The sequence below is a fragment of the Yinghuangia soli genome, assembly GCF_021502675.1.
Classification (GTDB): Bacteria; Actinomycetota; Actinomycetes; order Streptomycetales; family Streptomycetaceae; genus Yinghuangia; species Yinghuangia soli.
Window position 1 is genome coordinate 12,973 of the sequence record NZ_JAKFHA010000010.1, and the last position, 20,025, is coordinate 32,997.

Here is a 20,025-nt window from a genome sequence, read left to right on the forward strand (position 1 = left end):
GAAGGTCAGTCGTCGCCGAGCAGGCCCGCTCGGCGGCGCATGAGCAGGGCGGTCACGGTCATCGCGATGCCGAACAGGATGAGCGACAGCACGCTCGCCGCCCCGGTGTCGAAGGTCGAGAAGCCTTCCTCGTAGACCAGTTGCGGCAGCGTCAGGGTGGAGCCGTCCGGGTAGCCCGGTTCGAAGCTCTGCCCCGGTGCGCCGACGATGCCGCTGGCGACTTTCCCGGCGACCATCGCCTGCGTGTAGTACTGCATGGTCTGGATCACCCCGGTCACCACCGCGAACAGCACGATCGGGGTGATGGCCGGCCAGGTGACGTACCGGAAGCGCTGCCAGGCGCCGGCGCCGTCGAGTTGCGCCGCTTCGTACTGCTCGCGCGGCACGTCCACCAGCGCCGCCACGAAGATGACCATCAGGTCGCCGACCCCCCAGACCGCGAGCACGGTGAGCGCCGGCTTGGCCCATTGCGGGTCGTTGAACCAGCCCACGTCGCCCAGCCCGAGCCCGGCCAGGAACTGGTCGAACGGGCCGGTGGCCGGGTTGAGCAGGAAGACGAAGCCGATGGTGGCGGCCACCGGAGGGGCCAGGAACGGCAGGTAGCACAGCGTGCGGAAGAGGTTCGCGCCGCGCCGCAGCCGTACCGCGATCATGCCGACGCCCAGACCGAACAGCACCCGGACCGGCACCATGATCGCGACCAGCCACAGCGTGTTGCGCAGCGCCTTGTCGAGGTAGGGGTAGTCGCGGAAGACGTAGCGCCAGTTCTGCAGCCCGACCCACTCGGGCGGGTTGATCAGGTCGTAGCGCGTGAACGAGTAGTACACCGTCGCGCCGAGCGGGTAGGCGAAGAACACCGCGAACCCGATCAGCCAGGGCGACAGGAACGCCACCGTGCGCGCGGTCCGCCGGCGCCGCTGGGCACGCAGCGCCGGCGGGACCGCGGCCGTCATCGCCCGGCCTGGGCGGTGTCGGCGTCGATCTGCCGGTCGACCCCGGCCAGTCCGGCCTTGAGGTCGGGCACCCGGCCGGCCTCCCAGCCGTAGCAGAACTCCTGGAAGGTGACCTGGTACTTGCCGCCGTTGATGCTGGCCGGCGTGGTGTTGCTGTGCGGGCTCTTGAAGATGTCGAGGAAGGGCTTGAAGTGCTCGTCGTTCGCCAGTGGCGTCGAGGCCAGGGCGGCGAACGTGGTGGGCACGTTGTGGATGGTCGCCGCGAAGGCGTTGACCGCGTCCGTGTCGGTGGTCAGGAATTTCACGAACTCCCAGGCCGCTGCCTGGCGGTGGCTCGACTTGGCGATGCCGATCACGGTGCCGGTCAGGTAGCCGCGGCCGTACTTGTCGGCCTGGTCGTCGGGCACCGGCAGCGGGGCGGTGCCGTACTTGAGGTCCGGTGCCTCCTCGGCGATGCTCGCGGTCCGCCACTCGCCGTCGAGCTGCATGGCGACCTGGCCCACCTGGAAGGGGTTCTGCGCGGAGAACTCGTCGCCGAAGCCGCTGCGGAACTTCTCCAGCTTGTCGAACCCGCCCAGCGCGTCCACGAGTTCCTTGTGGTAGGTCAGGAACTGCTCGGGCCGCGGGTCGGTGGCCAGGTTGGACTTGCCGTCCGGGCCGACGTACGACGGACCCCACTGCGCCATTGCGTGGGCCGGGGTGAACTCGTAGCCGTGGAAGGTCGGCATGACGCCGGCCACCTTGATGGACCCGTCCGGGTTGTACTGCTGGAGCTTGGCCGCGGTGGCCTTGAACTCCGACATGGTCTTCGGCGGGGCGGTGATGCCCGCGGCCGCGAACATGTCCTTGTTGTAGTAGAGGCCGTACGCGTCCGCGAGGAACGGCAGCGCGCAGCGCTTGCCCTGGAACTGCGTGTAGTCCAGCGTCGCCTTCGGGAAGGTGGCCGCCGGGTCGATGCCGGACTTCGCCAGGAACGGTGCCAGGTCGACCCAGCCGCCCGACGAGCAGAACTGCCCGACGTTGTCGGTGGTGAACGACGAGACGACGTCCGGGCCGTTCTTGGACCGCACGCCCTGGACGAGCTTGTCGTCCGTCACGTTCGGGGTGGCCTTGACCGTGATGTTGGGGTGCGTGGCGTTGAACTTCGCGATCAGCTGGTTGATCGCCTCGACTTCGTGGTCCTGGCTCCAGCCGTGCCAGAACGTGATGGTGGCCTTCTTGCCGGGATCGTCGTCGGCGCCGGTGCCTTCCGACGAACCCGAGCACGACGCGGCGAGCAGGACGGCTGCGGCGGTCGAGGCGAGGACGGCGGTGAGACGGCGGGAACGGCGGAAGCGGGGTCGGTGCACTGGATCCTCCTCCGGGAGGGGCGGGGACGGCGTGCAGGGGTAAGCGGCGGTACGCGGTGCGTCCGCTCGGTGCAGTGGCTCCGTGCAGTGGCTTGGTGCAGTGGCTCGGTGCGCGATCCCGACCGGGCGGTGCGGGGTGGGCCCGTCCGGTCAGACCGTGGTGAAGACGCTGTCGCGCGCGACGTCGAGCGCGGCGTGCACGGCACCGGAGAGCACGGGGTTGCCGTGCACCTCCCCGAGTGCCAATTGCGGGCGGGAGATGGCGAGTCCGTGCAGTTCGTCGGCGACCCGGGAGAGCAGCGGTAGGCCGCCGGTCAGCGGTACCGCCCCGGAGAGCACCACGCGGTCCGGGTCCAGGACCGCGACGATCGAGGCCAAGCCGACGGCCAGCCGGGTGGCAAGCGCGTCGAGGAACGCCCCGGCCGCCTCCGCCTCGGAGGGCAGGGGAGCGGCCTCGGTGCCGCCCGGCGCGGCAGGCGCGGTGAGCACGGCCGCAGCGCGGGCGACCGCATCCGCCGCCGTCCGCCCTTCGATCCCGTGCGTCCGGGCCAAGGCCGCGACCGCGGGCGCACCGGCGAGCTGCTGGAAGCCACCCGTGTTGGCGCGGCCGATGTTGCGCGTGACCGGCGCACCGGGAAGCGGCATGTAGCCGACCTCGCCGGCACCTCCGGTCGCGCCGCGGTGCAGGCGCCCGCCCAGCACGATCGCGCAGCCGATGCCCTCGTCCACCCACAGCAGGACGAAGTCCCCGGCATCGCGGGCCGCCCCGGTGCGCTGCTCGGCCAGGGCCACCAGATTGACGTCGTTCTCGACGTCGACCGTCGTGCCCAGGGCCTTGCGCACCTCGTCGAGCACGCCGGGGGCGTGCCAGCCGGGCAGGTGGCGGGCGTACCGGAACTGCCCGGTGGCCGGGTCGAACGCCCCGGGCATGCCGAGGACCACGTGCGTCATGTCCTCGGGAGTCAGCCCGGCGAGCCCGGTGGCGGCCGCGACGGCTTCGCGCACCCGCTCGGGCACCCGGGCCGGCGAGCGGCGCGGCGTGGGCAGCCGGTACTCCGCGACCACCGTCCCGGCCAGATCGGCGACCGCGACCTCGACCCGGGCAGGCGTGATGTCCAACCCGGCGACGTACGCCGCTGCCGGGTTGAGCTCGTACAACTGCGCCGCGGGCCCGGGCCGGCCTTCGTCCGTGGTACCCACCGCCAGCACCAGCCCGGCCGACTCCAACCGCGCCAGCAGCTGCGACGCGGTCGGCTTGGACAGCCCGGTGAGCGCCCCGATCTGCCCGCGCGAGAGCCGGCCGTGCTGCAGCAGCAGATCGAGCGCCGCGCGATCGTTGATCGCGCGCATCAGACTCGGCCGCCCGGCCTTCCCCGCACCCACGTGGCCCCCTCGCAAGTCTGTTAGGAAACTTTCCTAACAGTCACTGGCCAGGAAAGTACGACCGCCGTCCCGGGCCTGTCAATGGTCTGGACCGGCAACTCCCGTGAATAACTGCCGAGTTGGCGAACAAAGGCCGGTTCGCGGGCGAAGTGCCCGCAAACCGGCCAGGTCGGAGCCCTGGTTGTACAGACGAGTTACGCGCTCTGCCGGGGCGCCCGGCGGGAGCGGGCCAGCGCAAGGCCGCCGAGTCCCATCGCGGCGACACCGACGATGAGTGCGACGATGCCGCCGCCCAGGCCGTTGCCGGTGCCGAGGCCGCCTTCCGCGGTGACCACGACCAGCAGGCCGAGGGACGCGCTGACCAGGCCCGCGAACAGGGCCGTGACCGCGCCGTTCCGCCCGGTCGGGGTACCGGTGCCGGCGTTGCGGCCGGGGCGGACACGTCCGGAGGCGCGGGCCAGGGCCAGCGCGCCGACGACCGCGGCGGCCAGCCCCACGAACGCGGCCACGGTGGCGCCGATGCGTCCCGAGCCGAAGTCGCCGAGGGCGTACGTCTGGACCGAGGTGTGCACGGTCTCGGATGCGGCAAGAGTGGCGGCGACCGACATGATCTGCTCCTTCTCCGGTTCGGCGAGTTGCTTCGAGCATGTCGGCGGACCGGTCGGCGGTCGTCCGGCAGATGCAGACTCTTCGCACTGCCGCCGCGGCGGCAGCCGCAGCCGATCTACCGCGCTTGCAGTAGCAGGTATTCCTCCCGAAGCCGGACCCGGTCCGCCAGGCCCCGCGGCTAGGGTGCGTGCATGAGTGCAGTCCGGTTCGCGGTCACCGCCCAGGTCAGGGACCGGGTGGTCGCCGCCGGCGTGGCCGCCGCGCTGGTCGTCACCGGCCTGTCCGTGGAACCTGCGGGCACGGCACCGGGGATTCTCGGCTACGCGCTCCTGGCGGCCGGCGGACTCGCCCTGGCCGCGGGCCGCCGGGCCCCGCGCCTCGTCCTGGCCGCCACGGGGCTGTGCGCGCTCGGCTACCAGGCGGCCGGATTCGATGTCCCGGTCGTCGCCTTCCTGTTCGCGGTGTACGCCGCGATGCGCGCCGGCCACCGACTGGCCACCGTCGGCGCATCGGTGGTGCTGCTTGCCGCGCTGCCGCTCGCGGCGCTGGTTTCCCTGCACGACGGCGGAGAGGCGTACGCGCAGGCCCGCGGTGCTCTGGAGATCGCCTGGCTGATCGCCGCAGGCGCCGCGGGGGAGGCGCTGCGGCAGGCCGAGCAGCGGGCCGACGAGGCCGAGCGCACCCGCGAGGAGACCGCCCGGCGCCGCGCCGACGAGGAGCGGCTGCACATCGCCCGCGAGCTGCACGACTCGCTCACCCACCAGATCTCGGTCATCAAGGTGCAGGCCGAAGTCGCCGTCCATCTGGCCCGCAAGCGCGGCGAGCCGGTGCCCGAGGCACTGCAGGCGATCCTGGAGGCCGGGCGCGAGGCGAACCGCGAACTGCGCGCGACCCTGGAGGCGCTGCGCGACGACGACAAGGCGCCGCCCCGCGGTCTCGACCACATCCCCGAACTGGTCGACCGGGCCCGCAAGTCCGGCCTCGACGCGACACTGACCGTGGACGGCCCGCGGCACACCGTCCCGGCCGCCGTGGACCGGACCGCCTACCGGATCGTGCAGGAATCGCTCACCAACATCGCCCGGCACGCCGGCGCCGCCACCGCCGAGATCCGCATCGCGTGCGGCCCCGACGCCCTGGCGATACGCGTCGACGACGACGGCAAGGGCGGCCCGGCCGCCGCACCGCCCGGCGTCGGCCTGCTCGGCATGCGCGAACGCGTCACCGCACTCGGCGGCAGCCTGCGCGCCGGACCGCGCCGCGAAGGCGGATTCACCGTGGAGGCCGAACTGCCCGTGGAGCGTACGCCTTGATCCGCGTCCTGCTCGTCGACGACCAGCCGCTGCTGCGCAGCGGGTTCCGCGCACTCCTCGACGGCGAGGACGACATCGAAGTGGTCGGCGAGGCCGCGGACGGCGAGCAGGGCGTCGCCCTTGCGCGCGAACTCCTCCCCGACATCGCACTGGTCGATATCCAGATGCCCGTCGTGGACGGCATCGAGGCGACCCGGCGGATCGCCGCCGACCCCGAACTGGCCGGGGTCCACGTGGTCATCCTGACCAACTACGGCTTCGACGAGTACGTCCTCGACGCGCTGCGGGCGGGCGCCGCCGGGTTCCTGGTCAAGGACATCGTGCCCGAGGACTTCCTGCACGCCGTACGGGTCGCCGCCCGCGGAGACGCGCTGCTCGCCCCCTCGATCACCCGCAAGCTGATCGACCGCTACATCACCCAGCCGCCGCAGCCCACGCCGACCGCGGCCCTCGCCGGACTCACCAACCGCGAGCGCGAGGCCGTCGCCCTCGTCGCGCAGGGCCTGTCGAACGACGAGATCGCCGACCGCATGGTCATCACCCCGCTGACCGCCAAGACGCATGTCAACCGGGCCATGGCCAAACTCCACGCCCGCGACCGCGCCCAACTCGTCGTCATCGCCTACGAATCCGGTCTGGCCGTGCCCCGGATCCCCTGACCGCGGCCTACGGCCTGTCCGGTGCGGCCGCGCCGGTCACCGCGGATCCACCAGCCGGGTGCGGTACGCGTACACCACCGCCTGCACCCGGTCGCGGACCTCCAACTTGGCCAGGATCCGGTTGAGATGCGACTTGACGGTCGCCTCGGCCAGGTGCAGGGTGCCGGCGATCTCGCCGTTGGACAGCCCTCCCGCGACCGCGACCAGGACCTCGCGCTCGCGTGCGGTCAGCCGGGCCAGGCGCTCGTCTTCGGCCACCGGACCGGACCGCTCCGGCAGCCGGTGCGCGAAGGTGTCGAGGAGGAGCCGGGTGGCGCGCGGGGCCACGACGGCGTCCCCGGCGGCGACCGCGCGTACCGCGTCCAGGAGTTCGTCCGGCCTGGCGTTCTTCAGCAGGAAGCCCGACGCCCCGGCGCGCAGTCCGGCGAAGGCGTACTCGTCCAGATCGAACGTGGTCAGGATCAGCACCCGCGCGGACGGCACGTCGCGCACGATGCGCTCCGTCGCGTCGATGCCGTCCATGCCCGGCATGCGCACGTCCATCAGCACGACGTCCGGCTGCAGCCGGACGGCTTCGCGCACGGCGGCCGCGCCGTCGCCGGCCTCGCCTACCGCGGTCAGGTCCGGCCGGCTGTCCAGCACCATCCCGAACGCCATCCGCAGCAGCGGCTCGTCGTCGACCAGGAGTACGCGGATCGTCATGCCGCACCGCCCAGTTCGAGGCGCGCGGCGACCCGCCAGCCGGTCCCGCCGGGCAGCGGGCCGGCGGTGAAACTGCCCGCGTAGGCGGCGACCCGCTCGCGCATGCCGGACAGGCCGTGGCCGGTGCCGGCCGGGCCGGGCGCCGTATGCGCGGGCGGTCGGCCGTCGTCGGTCACCTCCAGGTCGACCGCCGCCGCATCGCAGCGGACCCGGACCGTCGCCCGTGCTCCCGGCGCCGCGTGCCGGAGCGTGTTGGTGAGGGCCTCCTGAACCAGCCGGTGCACGGTCAACTGCGCGCCCGCCGGGACGACACCGGGGTCGCCGAGCACCGCGACGTCAGTAGGCAGACCAGTTGCGCGCACCTGTTCGGCGAGCAGACCGAGTTCGGCGATGCCCGGCATCGGGTGGCGGAGCGCGTCCGGCTCGTCGGTGCGCAGCACGCCCAGGCTGCGCCGCATGTCGGTGAGGGCCTGGCGGCCGGTGTGCGCGACCTGCCGCATCGCCTCGCCGGTCCGCTCCGGCGCCGTGTGCTGGGCGAGGACTGCGGCGTCGGCAAGCGCGACCATCACCGAGACGCTGTGACTGACGACATCGTGGATCTCCCGCGCGATACGGGCGCGTTCCTCGGCCACCGCGAGCTGGGCCAGCTGGTCGCGCTCGCGTTCCAGGCGTACCGCGCGGTCCTCGACGCTTGCCAGATAGGCGCGCCGGGTACGGGCGTTCGTGCCCAGCACCGCCGCCGTGGCGGCCATCGCCGTCATGCCGATCAGGAACCCGGTCGCCTGCCGGCTGCTGGTCGCCGAGGCGGCCACCAGCACGATGCCGCCCTCGACGACCGCTGCCGCGAACACCGAGCGCCGGATGTCGCACTGCGCGGCGACCGTGTACAGCGCCACCAGGAGCGAGGCGTCCGAGGTCACTTCCCGCTGCGTGACGCACCACTGCAGCAGGGCCACGGCCGCGATGACGCAGAACACCGCCATCGGCGCCCGGCGCCGCCACAGCAAGGGCAGCAGCAGCGCCGCGTCCAAGGCGAGCCACCGCCACGACGCATTCCCGGTGGCCAGGGGGAACGCGATCGGCAGCGCCGGCACCGCGACGGCCAGGACGTCGAGCACCGCGGCCGGGACACGCAGCCGCCCCAGCACGAGCGGGCGGGCCGCCTCCCGCGCCGTCACGCGTCGCGCCGCTTCAGGACCACCGCGGCGGCGGCCAACGCGGCTCCCGCGTACAGGCAGAAGACCGCGAACCCGGCCCACGGCGACAAGGCCATCGGTCCGGCATCGACGGTGGCCACCGCACGCCCCGCCGTGCTCGGCAGGTACGGCCACACCGCCTCGCTCAGGGACTTCGGAAACGCCTTCACCAGCTCGGGCAGCACCAGCAGCACCCCGAATACGCAGGCGATGGCCCCGGCCGCGTTGCGGAGCACCCCGGCCAACCCGACGCCGAACAGCCCGACCACCGTCAGATACAGGCCGTTGCCGAGCACCGCACGAGCCACCCCCGGGTCGCCCAGCGACAGCCCGACACCCGTCGACCGCAGCACCGCCTGCCCGCCCAGGAACGCCGCCAGCGCCGCAGCCGTCATCAGCAGCCATGTCACCACCGCGAACACCGCACTCTTCGCCCACAGCACCGGGAGCCGGTCCGGCACGGCCGACAGCGTCGCCCGGATCATGCCGGTCGAGTACTCGCCGGACACCACGAGCACCCCGAGCACCCCGACCGCGAGCTGCGCGATGAAGAACCCGATCTGGCTCTGCGCGAGCGGATTGGTCGCGGCGCGCTGCGCCTCGTCCATGCCGGACCACCGGTGCGCCGTCATCGACGTGACCAGCAGCCCGAAGCCGACCATGGCCGCCATGGCACCGGCCAGCGTCAGGAACGTCGACCGCAGCGTCCGGAGCTTGACCCACTCCGAGCGCACGATCCCCCGGAAGGTGACCTGCCCGAGCCGGCCCGCCGCCGCGGGTACGGCGATGCCGCTCATGCCGCCCGTCCTTCCTGCGCCGCGCCGGCCGCGTACCGGCCGGTGGGCTGGTACTCGACCGCGTCCCGGGTCAGCTCCATGAACGCCTCCTCCAACGACGCCTGCCGCGGCGTCAGTTCCGCCACCGCGATGCCGTGCTCGGCGGCGATCCGGCCGATCCGCTCACTGGCCAGCCCGGTCACGTCGATGCCCCCGCGCTCGCCCGGCGCCACCGCCACCCCCGGCCCCGCCAGCAGCGCGGCCAGCCGGGCCGCCTCGGCGGAGCGTACGAACACGACATCGCGCGCCGCACTCCGGGTGAACTCCGCGACCGGCGCATCGGCGATCAGCCGGCCGCGCCCGATCACGATCAGATGCTCGGCGGTCAGCGCCATCTCGCTCATCAGATGCGACGAGACGAGGACCGTACGCCCCTCCGCGGCCAGCGACTTCAGCAGCGTGCGGATCCACAGGATGCCCTCCGGGTCGAGCCCGTTGACCGGCTCGTCCAGGATCACCGTCGCGGGATCGCCGAGCAGCGCGGTGGCGATGCCGAGCCGCTGGCCCATGCCGAGCGAGAACCCGCCCACCCGCTTGCGCGCCACCTTGCGCAGCCCCGCCACGTCGATCACCTCCTCGACGCGCGACCGCGGAATGCCGGTCGTCGCGGCGAGCGCCAGCAGGTGATGGAACGCGGACCGACCCGGATGGACCGCACGGGCCTCCAGCATCGCGCCGACCTCGCGCAGCGGCGCCGCGTGCGCCGCGTACCGCTTCCCGTTCACGGTCACGCACCCGGAACTCGGCGCATCCAATCCCAGGATCATCCGCATCGTGGTCGACTTCCCCGAGCCGTTCGGCCCCAGAAAGCCGGTCACCACGCCGGGCCGCACCGAGAACGTCAGGTCGGCCACGGCGGTCTTCGCGCCGTAGCGCTTGGTCAGCGAACGGGCTTCGATCATGGAGGTCTTCCTCAGCGGCTCGGAATCAATCTGCCGCCGACCACGCTAGATTTCCGCCCCCGCCCCGCGCGTGGCCCCACAGTCTGAACCCGCGCCCGGACCACCCCCTCCGGCAGGCCGACCGCGTCCACCCAGGGTTGCAGGCGGCCGAGGGGACCGCTCAGGTGATCCGCGGGCACAGCGGGTCGGCGGACCCGAGCGGCATGTCGAGGATCTTGTACCCGGTCGCGTCGATGTCGAGCGTGTACACGCCGTCCAACCGGTAAAGGCCGCGGGGCAGCGTCCCGCCGTTCTCCCGGAACGTGGTGAGCACCGGGCCGACGATGTGCCACATCTGCGAGCCGTCGGGCCGGTACTCGACCAGGGCGCTGCCGCCCGCGTCCACGACGTGCGACTTGGCCGCCACCGTGTTGGTGATCCGCACCAGGAGCGGACCCCGGTACGCCACCAGGCTCGGTTTGCCGTCCGGGTGGCGGCGGATCACCTTCTGGACGACCTCGTCCAGGACGGCCGTACTGCGTACCGGGAAATCGCAGCGGGTGCCGGCGTCCCAGAAATAGTCCGGTACCGGCGGAGCCGGCTCCCAGCCGTCCGCGGGAACAATCTCCTTTGCCGGGGCGGCATTTGCCGGAAGTGCGGTGCACAGGACGGCGGCCGCGACCGCGGAGGCGAGCAGAATTCGGCGCACAGAGGGCCTCGATTCGATGCGGGGACAGTGAGGTGGCCGCCACCCGAAGCGCGGCGACCCCACCACGATCGCGCGGGCCGCTCACCGGATCCTGACCACGCGGCGGGGCAGCCGCTTCCTCCGCCTGTGGACTCGTCCTAGAGTGCGACCACCATGGACTTCCGGCTGCTCGGTCCGTTCGAGGCCCGCCACCAGGGCACCCGCATAACGCTGCCCGCCCGGCGCCAGGAACGCTGCATCCTCGGCATCCTGCTCCTCGACGCCGGACACGTCGTCTCCACCGCCCGCCTCGTCGACCTGCTGTGGAACGGCGCCGCACCGCCGTCCGCCCGCGGGACCGTGCACACGTACATCGGCCGGCTGCGCGCCGCGCTCCGCTCGCACGGCGCGCACATCGAGACCCGGTCCGACGGGTACACCGTCGATCCCGCAGGGCACACCATCGACGCCCGCACCTTTCTCGACCTGGTCGCCGGGGCCGGCACCGACGGCGACCCCGGCGCGCGCCTGACCGGCTACGACCGGGCCCTGGCGCTGTGGCGCGGCCCCGTCCTCGCCGACACTGCCGACGACGCACTGCGCGGCCGGCTCGGCGGACGACTCGCCGAACTCCGGCTCACCGCCCTCGAACAACGCGCCGAAGTCCACCTCGAGCTCGGCCGTCCGGACCGCGTCATCGCCGATCTCGGCGGCCCCGCCGACGACCACCCCGCCCGGGAACGGCTCGTCGCCGCCCTCATGACTGCGCTCTACCGGGACGGGCGCCGCGGCGAGGCCCTCGACCTCTACCGCCGCACCGCCCGCCACCTCGCCACCGTCCTCGGCCTCGACCCGGATCCCGGGCTCGCCCGGCTCCACGCCCGCATCCTCGACGGCGACCCCCGCCTCGCCTCACCCGCGCGGCCCGCCCGCGCGATCACGGTCGGCGGAGAACAACTGCCCTGGGGCGTCGGCGGCCACCCGGCACTCGACTTCTGCAACACCTACGCCGGCTGGTCGCACCCCGGCCGGCCCGCGGCGGACTGGCTGCGGCACTACCCGACCCTCGCCGTCTGGGCCGGGCACACGGACCTCGCCGAGGACCACACCGTCGCCGCGCTCCTCCGGCAGGCCGCCGAAGACCCCGGCGCCGCGGCGGCAGCCCTGGCCGAAGCACGCACGTTCCGCACCGCGGTGTACCGCTGCCTCATCGACCCCGCCGACACCCGGGCCTTCAACACGGTCGCCGCCGCTGCGCAGGAAGCCGCCCGCAACGCGGTCTTCACCCTCGGCTCGCACGGCCTCGGCGCTTGGCGCCTCCCACCCTCCGCCGGTCTGCGCCTGCCGCTCCACGCCGTCGCCCGCAGCGCCGCCGAACTCCTCGCCGACCCGCGCCGGTTCACGATCTGCCGCTGCCCCGCCGAGGATTGCGGCTGGCTGTTCCTCGACCCCTCCGGCCGCCGCCGCTGGTGCAGCCAAGCCGCCTGCGGCAAGCGCTACGCCGCCTTCGCCGCCCCCGACCCCTCACCCCGATACTCCGACACCATCACAGGCTGAGCCTCACCTCCGAGCTATGACCAAACTGCACACCCGCGACCGTGCCCGGCCTGTCGTCCTCGCGTACCGGACTGGGCTCATGTCAGTCGGTCATCCTCCGGAGAGCTGACTCCTGGCCAGCAACGACGTCGGGATTCCGGCGATGATGGCCGGCTCCTGGGGTCCGCGGTAGGCGAAGTAGAGATCCTCGCGGGCGCGAGTGCACAGCACCGAGAAACGAAGACGCGCGACGACACCGGTGGGATCTTCGCTGTATGCGTCGAGGTCGGGGACGAACACGCTGTCGAACTCGAGGCCCTTCATGCCGGCTGTCGTGACGATCCTGATCGGACGGGTCGAGAAGTCGAAGGTGTTGTGGTACTGGTCGTTGTGGACGTAGGCCTGGGTGAGCTCGGACAGGCCGAGGCCGGTCATCCGGCTCTGGACGTCGCGCAAGGCAAAGGTCGACCTGCAGATGATCCCGATCGTTCGATCCGGGTAAGCGGTGAAGTACCGGGCGATCTCGGCCATGAAGTCACGCAAAGACGTGACCGATAAGACAGTTGGCACCCCTCCGCTGCGACCGGGGGGATCCTCTGCATCTCCAGGGTCCTGGAACTCTGCGGCCAATAAAGCGATTTCACGGCTGCTTCGACGGTTGCATCGCAGTGCGGGCCGATTCATGTCCGCGTCGAGGAGATGGCAGATCTCGGACAAAGCGCTCTCTTCGTCGCCGATCTGCTGCCTCTCGTCCGCGAACACCGTCACGTCCACACGGAGGATGCGACAAAGCCGGTAGAAGCCGTTGGGCAGATTCTGGCCCTCGTCCACTACAAGTGTCGTGTCCGAGCGGACCTGGTGCAGGATGCACCGACGCCCTATTTCGGTCCAGTCGTAGAGCCACCCTTGCTCGTCCGTGCACGGCGGGTCGGTCGGGAAATGCCGGCGCCAAAAGTCTCTGACCCACCGATGGTAGGTCGTCACCGTGATGGCTTCCGAAAGGTCCGGCGCGATCTGAGCGTGGTACTGCTGCAGCAGATTGGAGCGAGTCAGCAGGACCACGCGGCGTCCGATGGTAGCCAGAGCCCATGCGCGGTATACGGCCATGACGGTCTTTCCGGAGCCGGGCGCCCCGGTAACCACGTGGCAGCCCCGGAAAGGGAGGTCCACAACTGCGTGTTGCTCGTCGTCGAGCTGAAGCAGGGATGGAACTCTCATGGGATGTCGACGGCTTCCACGGATTCTCGGAGCGCTGCTTTGACGACGGGGTCGAAGAATCCGCGGACCGCGCCGTCGCCGATCAACAGCGTGCGGTCCAAGAGGGAGTTGTCAATCTCACAGGAAGTCTCGGGTAGAAGCGTGCAGGCGTGACACGCGGCGCGGTTGAGGTTGGCCAGAGACCTTCCTGTCGAGTCGGCGCACAGCGGGTCCTGCGAACACCAATGGGCGGACTCGAGAAGACGGATCAGCGTTTCCGCGAGATTGGCCGGCTGCCCCTGGCGGACAAGTCCCCCCAGAGTTCCTTCCGAGTCCCCGGCGGCGGTGTAGACGAACACGCCGGCCTGGGAGGGGAAACGGCTGCCCAGAGCGTGACTCCGGGCATATACGCGTTCGCGCAACGAAGCGGCGTTGTACCCGCTGTCGAAGGACAGCTGGCGGATGAGCTGGTGGGCAAGGGTATGCAGCATGACAAAGCGTGGCAGCAATACCGGGCCCGTCTTGTCTCTGAGGCGATCCGCTTTGAAGGAGGCTTCCAGATCGCGCTCCATGCGTCGGGTCCAGTCGCGTACCGGCGGGAGCTGTTCCCAGGCGCTCAGGCTTTCCTCGTCGACGGCGATGAAGATCCCCTCGCCGTAGTTTTCCACGGCAGGCAGCCACTGGGCCCGGCGTTTGGTGTCGACCGAGACCATGCGACCGCCTTCGCCGTCCTCGGGGTCGCCGGAGCCGGGTTCGTAGCGTGAGAAGCCTTCGAGCGCGCGTACTTCGCGAATACGGTCCGCGACGACGACGGCGGACACGGCGGCGTCGAGCTCCCGCATCGAGAGAGCCGGGTCGGAATCGAGGTCGAGGTGGATCCGGCGTACCGCGAACGTTTTCGTGTCGACCACGGACTCCGGGGCGGAGAACGCCGCCCATTCGGCAATGCTGAGATGTTCGTCGGACGGACCGGTCCCGGCGGCGGAGGACCCACCGCCGGCGAGTTGCTGCCGCAAATCCTCCAGGTAATCCTCGGATACCCGGCACTCGACGGCGATGATCTGCCGGAAGGCATCGGAGACCGGCGAGTCGCCTGCCGTCTTGAATTCCGGCCAATAGCGGTTGTTCACCACCGTTTGGACTATTTCGTCATCCTCCGGGAGGCCTGAGGGAGCAGGGATGTCGATCGCCGAGTGGGTGACCGGGAAGTACACGTTGGACGCACCACGTTGAACGGCTTGCGGGGTCTCCTCGCAGACGTCCGCACTGTCGGTCGCCGCATGCCACGGATGCGTGCCCTGGCACGCCAGGCCGACCTGCTTGAGGATGTTCTTTTGGCTGATGCCCACCAGGCTGCGGCTCGCTCGACAGACTTGGCAGGAGATCTCCAGAGCTTCGAGACCGGAGGATGTCGGGCCGGCAAGAAAGCGCAGCCGGCGGACCTGGCATTGGCGTTGTTCGTGATCCTGGGGCTTGGAGTGTGCCCATCGACGCCAGTCGATGTCGGCCATGTGGCCGGCCCGACACACCTGAATGAAACGCATCGGAGCCAACTGCGCTTTCCCGGGGCAGCGATCACACGTCGGCTGCTTGTCCTTCTGCTCGTTCTCCGGGCTCCACAGCTTCATGACGCGACATTGCGGACAGAACAGCCATTTTGGGAACCGCACATAGGAGGGGCCGATCCGCGAGGCGTAGGCGGCCTTACCGGACGGGACGACCGGTGCCGAGCGGAATTCCTGGACGCCGAGCTTGTCGGCGAGCCGCACGGATTCCACGCGCTCGCCGTTTGCGGCCCAGCTCCGGATGTCCGCGGCGACGAACGATTCACCGCGGATGTCGATGATTCCGCCGACACCGAATGGGACGATGGTCTGCGTTCTGCGGACCTTGCGCCGAATGTCCTTCACGGAATCATGCTCCTCGCACGATGAGGAGGCACTCACGGTCGACGTTGCGCATCGACTGCGCCGTCTCCCACAGGCCGCCTTGTTTGCCGAAGTCGGTGAGAAGTGAGGTGTGCAGGCGCCCTTGGGGTTGGTAGTAGAGGCGACTGCCTTCGCCTCGTGCGATCTCTGCTTCCTGGCGCCAGGCCGCGATCAGGGCATCCAGTTGGACGGTCGCCGCTCCGGCCTCCTCCGGGTCCGCTCGTTGCACGTGTGCCAGGACGAGGTCACGTACACGCATGACGGCATCCGCATGGTCGATGATGTCCCCGGCCTTGTCCTCGGCGGAGAGACCGACGCCGTGCCGCACCAGGATGGTCAGCACCGCGTGCAGGGCGCGATCGCGAGAAGGCAAAGACCATGGCGTGACGCTGGTGGGTTCGACATGGCGGTAGAGCGACGAGTGATAGATGCCGAAGGATTCGTAATGGGACCGATCGCGCGGCTTTGTCGAGCGGAACATCGTCACGATCAGCCCCGGCACGTGGCGACGGCCGACGCGACTGGTCGCCTGGATGTACTCCGAGGTCGTCTTCGGCTGACCGTTCATCAGCATGAGACCCAGCCGGGGAACGTCGACACCCACGGAAAGCATGTTCGTCGTGGCGAGGAAGGAGACGCTCCCGCTTTCCTTGAACGCCCTGCCCAGACGGTCCAACAGCCGAGGTTGGGCAGACCTGGGGATATTGCTGGTGAGTTCGACGACCGCGTCGTCGTTCAGAGAGCGGCGTCGTGTTTCGTCGGGGGTCAGGTGTGCAAGTCGTGCGGGGATGTCGTCCCTCGCGATGGTGACCGTCCGGCCCAATTCGCGCAGGCTGTTGTGATAGGCGACCGTGGTCCAGTAGGCGTCGCGCAGAGTGTCGTCCGTGCAGATCTCCTGGGGAGCCTGCAAGGCCGCCGCACCAACGTGGACGGTGGACGTGGATGCGGTGTGGCCTTGAGCCATGACACCGACGTAGAGACGTCCGGGCCTGTCCTTGTCGGGAGAGGCGTAGTACGAATGTCCGGCCTTGATGCCGGGCGGGGGGAAGAGCTGTGCGGATCGACCGTACAGGGCGCGCACCTGATCCTGCGAACGGCGGATCGTCGCCGTCGACGCGATGACTTTCGGTGTCATGCCTCCCCACGCGCACAGCTCCAGGATGGCGGACTCGTAGAGTCCGACTGTCGTGCCAAGCGGTCCGGCCAGCAGGTGCAACTCGTCCTGGATCACCAGAGACGGCGCATTGCGGCCGGCTCTGCCGAACAGTTTCCCCGCCTCCGGTTCCCAGGCCAGCCGTGCGAACTTGTCCACGGTGCCGAGGACGAAGGTCGGTGGTTCCTTGTAGATCTGTTCGTCCACGACGGACACCGGCAGTCGATCGTGGAACACGCAGGTGTCGCGTGGACAGAAGAACGACGTGCTGACGCCGTCGGCCCGGATACCGAAATCCCGTTCCTTGCCGTACCGCTGAGGGACGATCTCGGTGCCACACCAAGGGCAGCGCTCGAGCAGGAACCGATCGTCGGGCTCGCTCATCTGCTTCAGGGCACCGAGCTCGTCCTGTGCAGCGGAAATCTTGTTCGGAGTGGTCTCCTTGCCGACCCACAGGCCGATCGAAAAGGGCTCGTCTCCCAGGGGTTGCGTCGGCGTCCCGTCGTGACCTCGTCTGATGTATTCCAGGGCGCAGATCGCCGTGGCAGTCCGTTGGAACTGCTGCGTGGTCAGCAAGCTGAGCGTGTAGCGGCTCAGCACCGCGGTGCCACCTCCGGCTGCGCCGAACCGCAGGCGACGCCACACGATCTCGAAGCAGGCGGTGAGAAGGTACGCCTCGGTCTTGCCTCCGCCCGTGGGGAACCAGATGAGGTCGACCGTCTTGCGATCGTTGTGCTCGGGGTTCATCAGGCCTTCGACCACGAGCAGGAAATAGGCGAGTTGGAAGGGGTGCCATGCATAATCGGCACCGGGTTCGGACACCTCGGGTACGGCACTGTCCCGGCGCCGCCGATTGCCGGCCAGCTCAGGGCGACTGTGCAGCATCTGGAGGGCCATCGCGCGGTTCGCCAGTCGGAACGCTTCCCGAGCCTTGGCCCCGCCCGGGGTCGCCGCCGTGAGGGCTGCCACGCCTGACGTCATGCGCTCGAGCGCAGTTCCGATGCGGTCCAGGATGCGTTCGGCGGGTGCCGTCGCCCAAGGCGGCAGCGACTCGGCCTCCGATCGCTGAGTCTCGAACCATTTCCCGTACCCCAGGACGAAGGACTGCAGCCCGGCTCTGAGATCCTCCACGTCGCTCTCCGGCCTGGACAGGTAGGCGAGGTTGAGCACCGGCAGGCCACCAGGCCCGTCGGGCTTGATGTGGTCGACGACCTGACTGGGCATGACCTGGGCACGGACGGTCGTGACCGGACCGGAACCGTCGCTCCATTCGACTGCGCAGCCGTGGCCTACGGCGCGAGTCACGATATGCCGGTACTGGACTCGAAGTTCCTGTTCCTCCTCGTCGCGGCTGCTGAGGCGCGTACTCGGGTATTCGAGGATGGTTCCGTCGAGCGTCGTCGCCTGCAGTTCGGCCTGGAAGAGCATCAGGTCGCGGTCCGTATGGGTGCTTTCCTCCTCGTCGTGCGCGTTGGCCAGGACGCACGTCACTAGGTGACCGAAACCGAACGGTCGCCATCGCACATGGAGCCGGCCGTGGTCGTCGAGGACGGGCACGGGGGTTGTCCCGTTCGTGACGACGGTGGTGGTCGACAGTCGCGGTCGCCGTTGCCAACTTCGTCGCCCGTGATCCCGGGACGTCACGTAGCGCGCTGCACCGCATGTGACCTCGATGTGGTCCGCGTCGGTGAAGAAGGAGAAGCCGAGCGAAGACGGAAGCCAGGCGTTGGCCTCGGCCACCGGATCGTCCGCGAAGCTGTCCTCCTCGCCGCTCCCTGCCGCTGCCTCGCCGAAGTCCTGGTCGCCGTTCTCCTGGGCATGTTCGAACAAGGAGGCGCCACGGGGGTACAGCGTTCCCATGAGGTAACGCCGGTCGGGTGGATCGACCAGGATCTCGTCCTCACCGCGAGCCGGGCCGACCAGCTGCCGGCGTAGGTACGCCACGAAGTCGTCGCGGTGGCCGGACAGCCGTTCCTCGAAGCCGTTCATTCGGGTCGACCTTCCTACATCAATCCGCGCCGCACGAGCTCGGTCAGCTTGCGACGTGTGCCGGGCCGGCAGGCGACCCAGAGCTGTGCACGGGCTCGGGTCCAGGCGACATACAGCGCATCGAGGCGACCCTCGAGATGTTCGGGTTCGAGGTCGATCAGGCAGACGACGTTGTTCTCGTGCCCCTTGAAATCGGCGACCGACGACCAGGTGAGCCGCTGCTTCGTACGATGGACTCCCACCACGTCGGTGAACCGGTCGATTTTGGAGGCACGTTCGGACAGCCGGGCCGAACTCGTGTCCCAATCTCCGGTGACGGACAACAACGTGATGTCCTGGAGCGGTACGTCCTCTCCCAGAAGCCGGTCTACGTAATCGTCGAGAGCGGCGGCCTCCGCACGAGGGTCGGACACGTCGACGAAGACGGCTTGATCCCCCTCACCCGCGGAGGCGACTCCCAGGTCCGCGCCGGTGTGCCGGCGTACCTGATCGACGATCTGCTTGGTGTTGCGACAGTTGCGCTTCAAGGGGCCGTATGACAGGCCAAGCTCGCGAAGGTACTGCGAGGCTTCCGGATCGTAGGTGTTCGGAGCCAGCACCTGGTTGTTCGGATCGAGCATGAAGATCCAGTGGCCCTCGTTGAGCCCGCCGTCGACGAGGTTGTCCAGAACGCCCAGATGCTCGAAGGTCAGCAGATCCTGGGCCTCGTCCACGATCAGTTGGTCGAACGTCCGTCCGCGTACTTCGTCCAGCCGGTCATAGGGCAGGACCGTGACTCCTTCGTCGCCGAGGATCCCGTGCAGATGGGTTGCCAGCGTGGTGCTCGCGCAGGTGAACAAAACGCTGCTGACCGCGGCTTTACGTCGGGCGGCCTCTGCGGCGAGGAAGGTCTTCCCCGTGCCTGCTCCGCCGACCCACACGAGCCGAGGGTGCGACTCCAACTCGTCCAGCCTGTCCAGCTGTTCTTCGGTGAGACGCTCGAAGGCGACCTCCAGATGCAGCAGCCGGGACCGCAGATTGGGTACCAGGTCGAAGTCCGGTCGGACGCCATCCACGATCTTTCGACGCAGCGCGGACGGAATGGGCGTCCGGGCCCATCGATTTCTCGGCAGCCAGAAGCGGGTCGCCTGTTCGATGCCCTGGGCAAGCCCGCGCCCACCGTCGTACATGGTCCGACCCAGGTACTGCTGAGGCTCGAACTCGGTCGTCCTGCGGAGGTCGACGTCCGTCGTGATGACCAGGTATCCGCTGGCCACGCCGTGATCGCGCAGGTCGCCGACCAGGACGCCGATCTCTCGCTCGAACTCGTGCATCCCGCCGCTTGCCTGGGCAAACGGGCTTTCCTTGGGCTCCCCGGCGGTTCCCTGGGAGCCGTAATACCACTTCCCGTCCTGGTGGACGACCCGTCCTCCCTTCACCTCGATGAAGAGCAGGAGCTCGGCCGTGATCACGATGAAGTCGATCTCGCCGACCCGCTTCTTGTGATGCCGAGGGAGATGGACTGTGTGCAGCGCGACACTGTGGTCGTCCTGGAGCAGCTTGAGCGCGGCGAAGACGCTGCGTTCGGCGGAACTTTTGGTGCTGCTCGAGATCTCGCTCGGGATGATCCGCATCTACTCTCCCCGTCGTCCGTCGGGTACACAAAATACTCAG

General features: G+C 69.8%; 16 protein-coding genes. 3 read left to right on the forward strand and 13 right to left on the reverse strand.

What is annotated here, in order from left to right:
• Positions 1-5 precede the first annotated feature (5 nt).
• The 4 genes from LZ495_RS18415 to LZ495_RS18430 form a co-directional block, all read right to left on the reverse strand.
• On the reverse strand, positions 6-953 hold the full coding sequence (locus LZ495_RS18415; RefSeq protein WP_235053365.1) for a carbohydrate ABC transporter permease: 948 nt from the start codon (positions 951-953) through the stop codon (positions 6-8).
• Positions 950-2,302 carry an ABC transporter substrate-binding protein gene (locus LZ495_RS18420; RefSeq protein ID WP_235053366.1) on the reverse strand — a complete coding sequence of 451 codons (1,353 nt, stop codon included), beginning with the start codon at positions 2,300-2,302 and terminating at the stop codon, positions 950-952. The genes LZ495_RS18415 and LZ495_RS18420 overlap by 4 nt, the downstream gene beginning before the upstream one ends.
• 150 nt (positions 2,303-2,452) lie before the next feature.
• On the reverse strand, positions 2,453-3,652 hold the full coding sequence (locus LZ495_RS18425) for an ROK family transcriptional regulator (protein ID WP_235053624.1): 1,200 nt from the start codon (positions 3,650-3,652) through the stop codon (positions 2,453-2,455).
• A gap of 227 nt (positions 3,653-3,879) precedes the next feature.
• On the reverse strand, positions 3,880-4,293 hold the full coding sequence (locus tag LZ495_RS18430) for a DUF6223 family protein (RefSeq protein ID WP_235053367.1): 414 nt from the start codon (positions 4,291-4,293) through the stop codon (positions 3,880-3,882).
• A 192-nt stretch (positions 4,294-4,485) separates the two neighbouring features.
• Between LZ495_RS18430 and LZ495_RS18435 the strand changes: the two genes are divergently transcribed.
• A complete protein-coding gene (locus LZ495_RS18435; protein WP_235053368.1) occupies positions 4,486-5,607 on the forward strand; it encodes a sensor histidine kinase in 1,122 nt (373 codons plus the stop codon).
• Positions 5,604-6,266: a response regulator gene (locus LZ495_RS18440; RefSeq protein WP_235053370.1), complete on the forward strand. Its 663-nt coding sequence runs from the start codon at positions 5,604-5,606 to the stop codon at positions 6,264-6,266. Before LZ495_RS18435 ends, LZ495_RS18440 begins: the two co-directional genes overlap by 4 nt.
• A 36-nt stretch (positions 6,267-6,302) precedes the next feature.
• Here the strand turns inward: LZ495_RS18440 and LZ495_RS18445 are convergent, their stop codons facing one another.
• From LZ495_RS18445 to LZ495_RS18465, 5 genes are all read right to left on the reverse strand, one after another.
• Positions 6,303-6,968 (reverse strand): response regulator, encoded by a 666-nt coding sequence (locus LZ495_RS18445; RefSeq protein WP_235053372.1) that lies wholly within the window; start codon positions 6,966-6,968, stop codon positions 6,303-6,305.
• Positions 6,965-8,146: a sensor histidine kinase gene (locus LZ495_RS18450; RefSeq protein ID WP_235053374.1), complete on the reverse strand. Its 1,182-nt coding sequence runs from the start codon at positions 8,144-8,146 to the stop codon at positions 6,965-6,967. Before LZ495_RS18450 ends, LZ495_RS18445 begins: the two co-directional genes overlap by 4 nt.
• The gene (locus LZ495_RS18455; protein ID WP_235053376.1) at positions 8,143-8,961 is read right to left on the reverse strand and encodes an ABC transporter permease; all 819 of its coding nucleotides are present in this window, start codon (positions 8,959-8,961) and stop codon (positions 8,143-8,145) included. Before LZ495_RS18455 ends, LZ495_RS18450 begins: the two co-directional genes overlap by 4 nt.
• On the reverse strand, positions 8,958-9,902 hold the full coding sequence (locus tag LZ495_RS18460; protein WP_235053377.1) for an ABC transporter ATP-binding protein: 945 nt from the start codon (positions 9,900-9,902) through the stop codon (positions 8,958-8,960). The genes LZ495_RS18455 and LZ495_RS18460 overlap by 4 nt, the downstream gene beginning before the upstream one ends.
• Positions 9,903-10,062: 160 nt before the next feature.
• On the reverse strand, positions 10,063-10,590 hold the full coding sequence (locus tag LZ495_RS18465; RefSeq protein WP_235053379.1) for a hypothetical protein: 528 nt from the start codon (positions 10,588-10,590) through the stop codon (positions 10,063-10,065).
• A 153-nt stretch (positions 10,591-10,743) separates the two neighbouring features.
• On the opposite strand from LZ495_RS18465, the gene LZ495_RS18470 reads away from it, so the two are divergent.
• Positions 10,744-12,126 (forward strand): BTAD domain-containing putative transcriptional regulator, encoded by a 1,383-nt coding sequence (locus LZ495_RS18470; protein ID WP_235053381.1) that lies wholly within the window; start codon positions 10,744-10,746, stop codon positions 12,124-12,126.
• A 90-nt stretch (positions 12,127-12,216) separates the two neighbouring features.
• Here LZ495_RS18470 and LZ495_RS18475 read toward each other — a convergent pair whose 3' ends face one another.
• The 4 genes from LZ495_RS18475 to LZ495_RS18490 are packed head-to-tail and all read right to left on the reverse strand — an operon-like array spanning position 12,217 to position 19,985.
• Positions 12,217-13,323: an AAA family ATPase gene (locus LZ495_RS18475; protein ID WP_268823002.1), complete on the reverse strand. Its 1,107-nt coding sequence runs from the start codon at positions 13,321-13,323 to the stop codon at positions 12,217-12,219.
• Positions 13,320-15,212, reverse strand: coding sequence for an MrfA Zn-binding domain-containing protein (gene drmB, locus LZ495_RS18480; protein WP_235053384.1), 1,893 nt, complete (start codon positions 15,210-15,212; stop codon positions 13,320-13,322). Before drmB ends, LZ495_RS18475 begins: the two co-directional genes overlap by 4 nt.
• A gap of 4 nt (positions 15,213-15,216) precedes the next feature.
• Positions 15,217-18,372 (reverse strand): helicase-related protein, encoded by a 3,156-nt coding sequence (locus LZ495_RS18485; protein WP_235053386.1) that lies wholly within the window; start codon positions 18,370-18,372, stop codon positions 15,217-15,219.
• A 14-nt stretch (positions 18,373-18,386) separates the two neighbouring features.
• The gene (locus LZ495_RS18490) at positions 18,387-19,985 is read right to left on the reverse strand and encodes a nuclease-related domain-containing DEAD/DEAH box helicase (RefSeq protein ID WP_235053388.1); all 1,599 of its coding nucleotides are present in this window, start codon (positions 19,983-19,985) and stop codon (positions 18,387-18,389) included.
• Between the last annotated feature and the right edge of the window lie 40 nt (positions 19,986-20,025).

Coding starts and splice junctions, on each gene's coding strand:
- LZ495_RS18415 (WP_235053365.1), bottom strand. CDS start 953: ATGACGGCCGCGGTCCCGCCGGCGCTGCGTGCCCAGCGGCGCCGGCGG.
- LZ495_RS18425 (WP_235053624.1), bottom strand. CDS start 3,652: ATGCGCGCGATCAACGATCGCGCGGCGCTCGATCTGCTGCTGCAGCAC.
- LZ495_RS18430 (WP_235053367.1), bottom strand. CDS start 4,293: ATGTCGGTCGCCGCCACTCTTGCCGCATCCGAGACCGTGCACACCTCG.
- LZ495_RS18435 (WP_235053368.1), top strand. CDS start 4,486: ATGAGTGCAGTCCGGTTCGCGGTCACCGCCCAGGTCAGGGACCGGGTG.
- LZ495_RS18445 (WP_235053372.1), bottom strand. CDS start 6,968: ATGACGATCCGCGTACTCCTGGTCGACGACGAGCCGCTGCTGCGGATG.
- LZ495_RS18455 (WP_235053376.1), bottom strand. CDS start 8,961: ATGAGCGGCATCGCCGTACCCGCGGCGGCGGGCCGGCTCGGGCAGGTC.
- LZ495_RS18460 (WP_235053377.1), bottom strand. CDS start 9,902: ATGATCGAAGCCCGTTCGCTGACCAAGCGCTACGGCGCGAAGACCGCC.
- LZ495_RS18470 (WP_235053381.1), top strand. CDS start 10,744: ATGGACTTCCGGCTGCTCGGTCCGTTCGAGGCCCGCCACCAGGGCACC.
- LZ495_RS18475 (WP_268823002.1), bottom strand. CDS start 13,323: ATGAGAGTTCCATCCCTGCTTCAGCTCGACGACGAGCAACACGCAGTT.
- LZ495_RS18485 (WP_235053386.1), bottom strand. CDS start 18,372: ATGAACGGCTTCGAGGAACGGCTGTCCGGCCACCGCGACGACTTCGTG.
- LZ495_RS18490 (WP_235053388.1), bottom strand. CDS start 19,985: ATGCGGATCATCCCGAGCGAGATCTCGAGCAGCACCAAAAGTTCCGCC.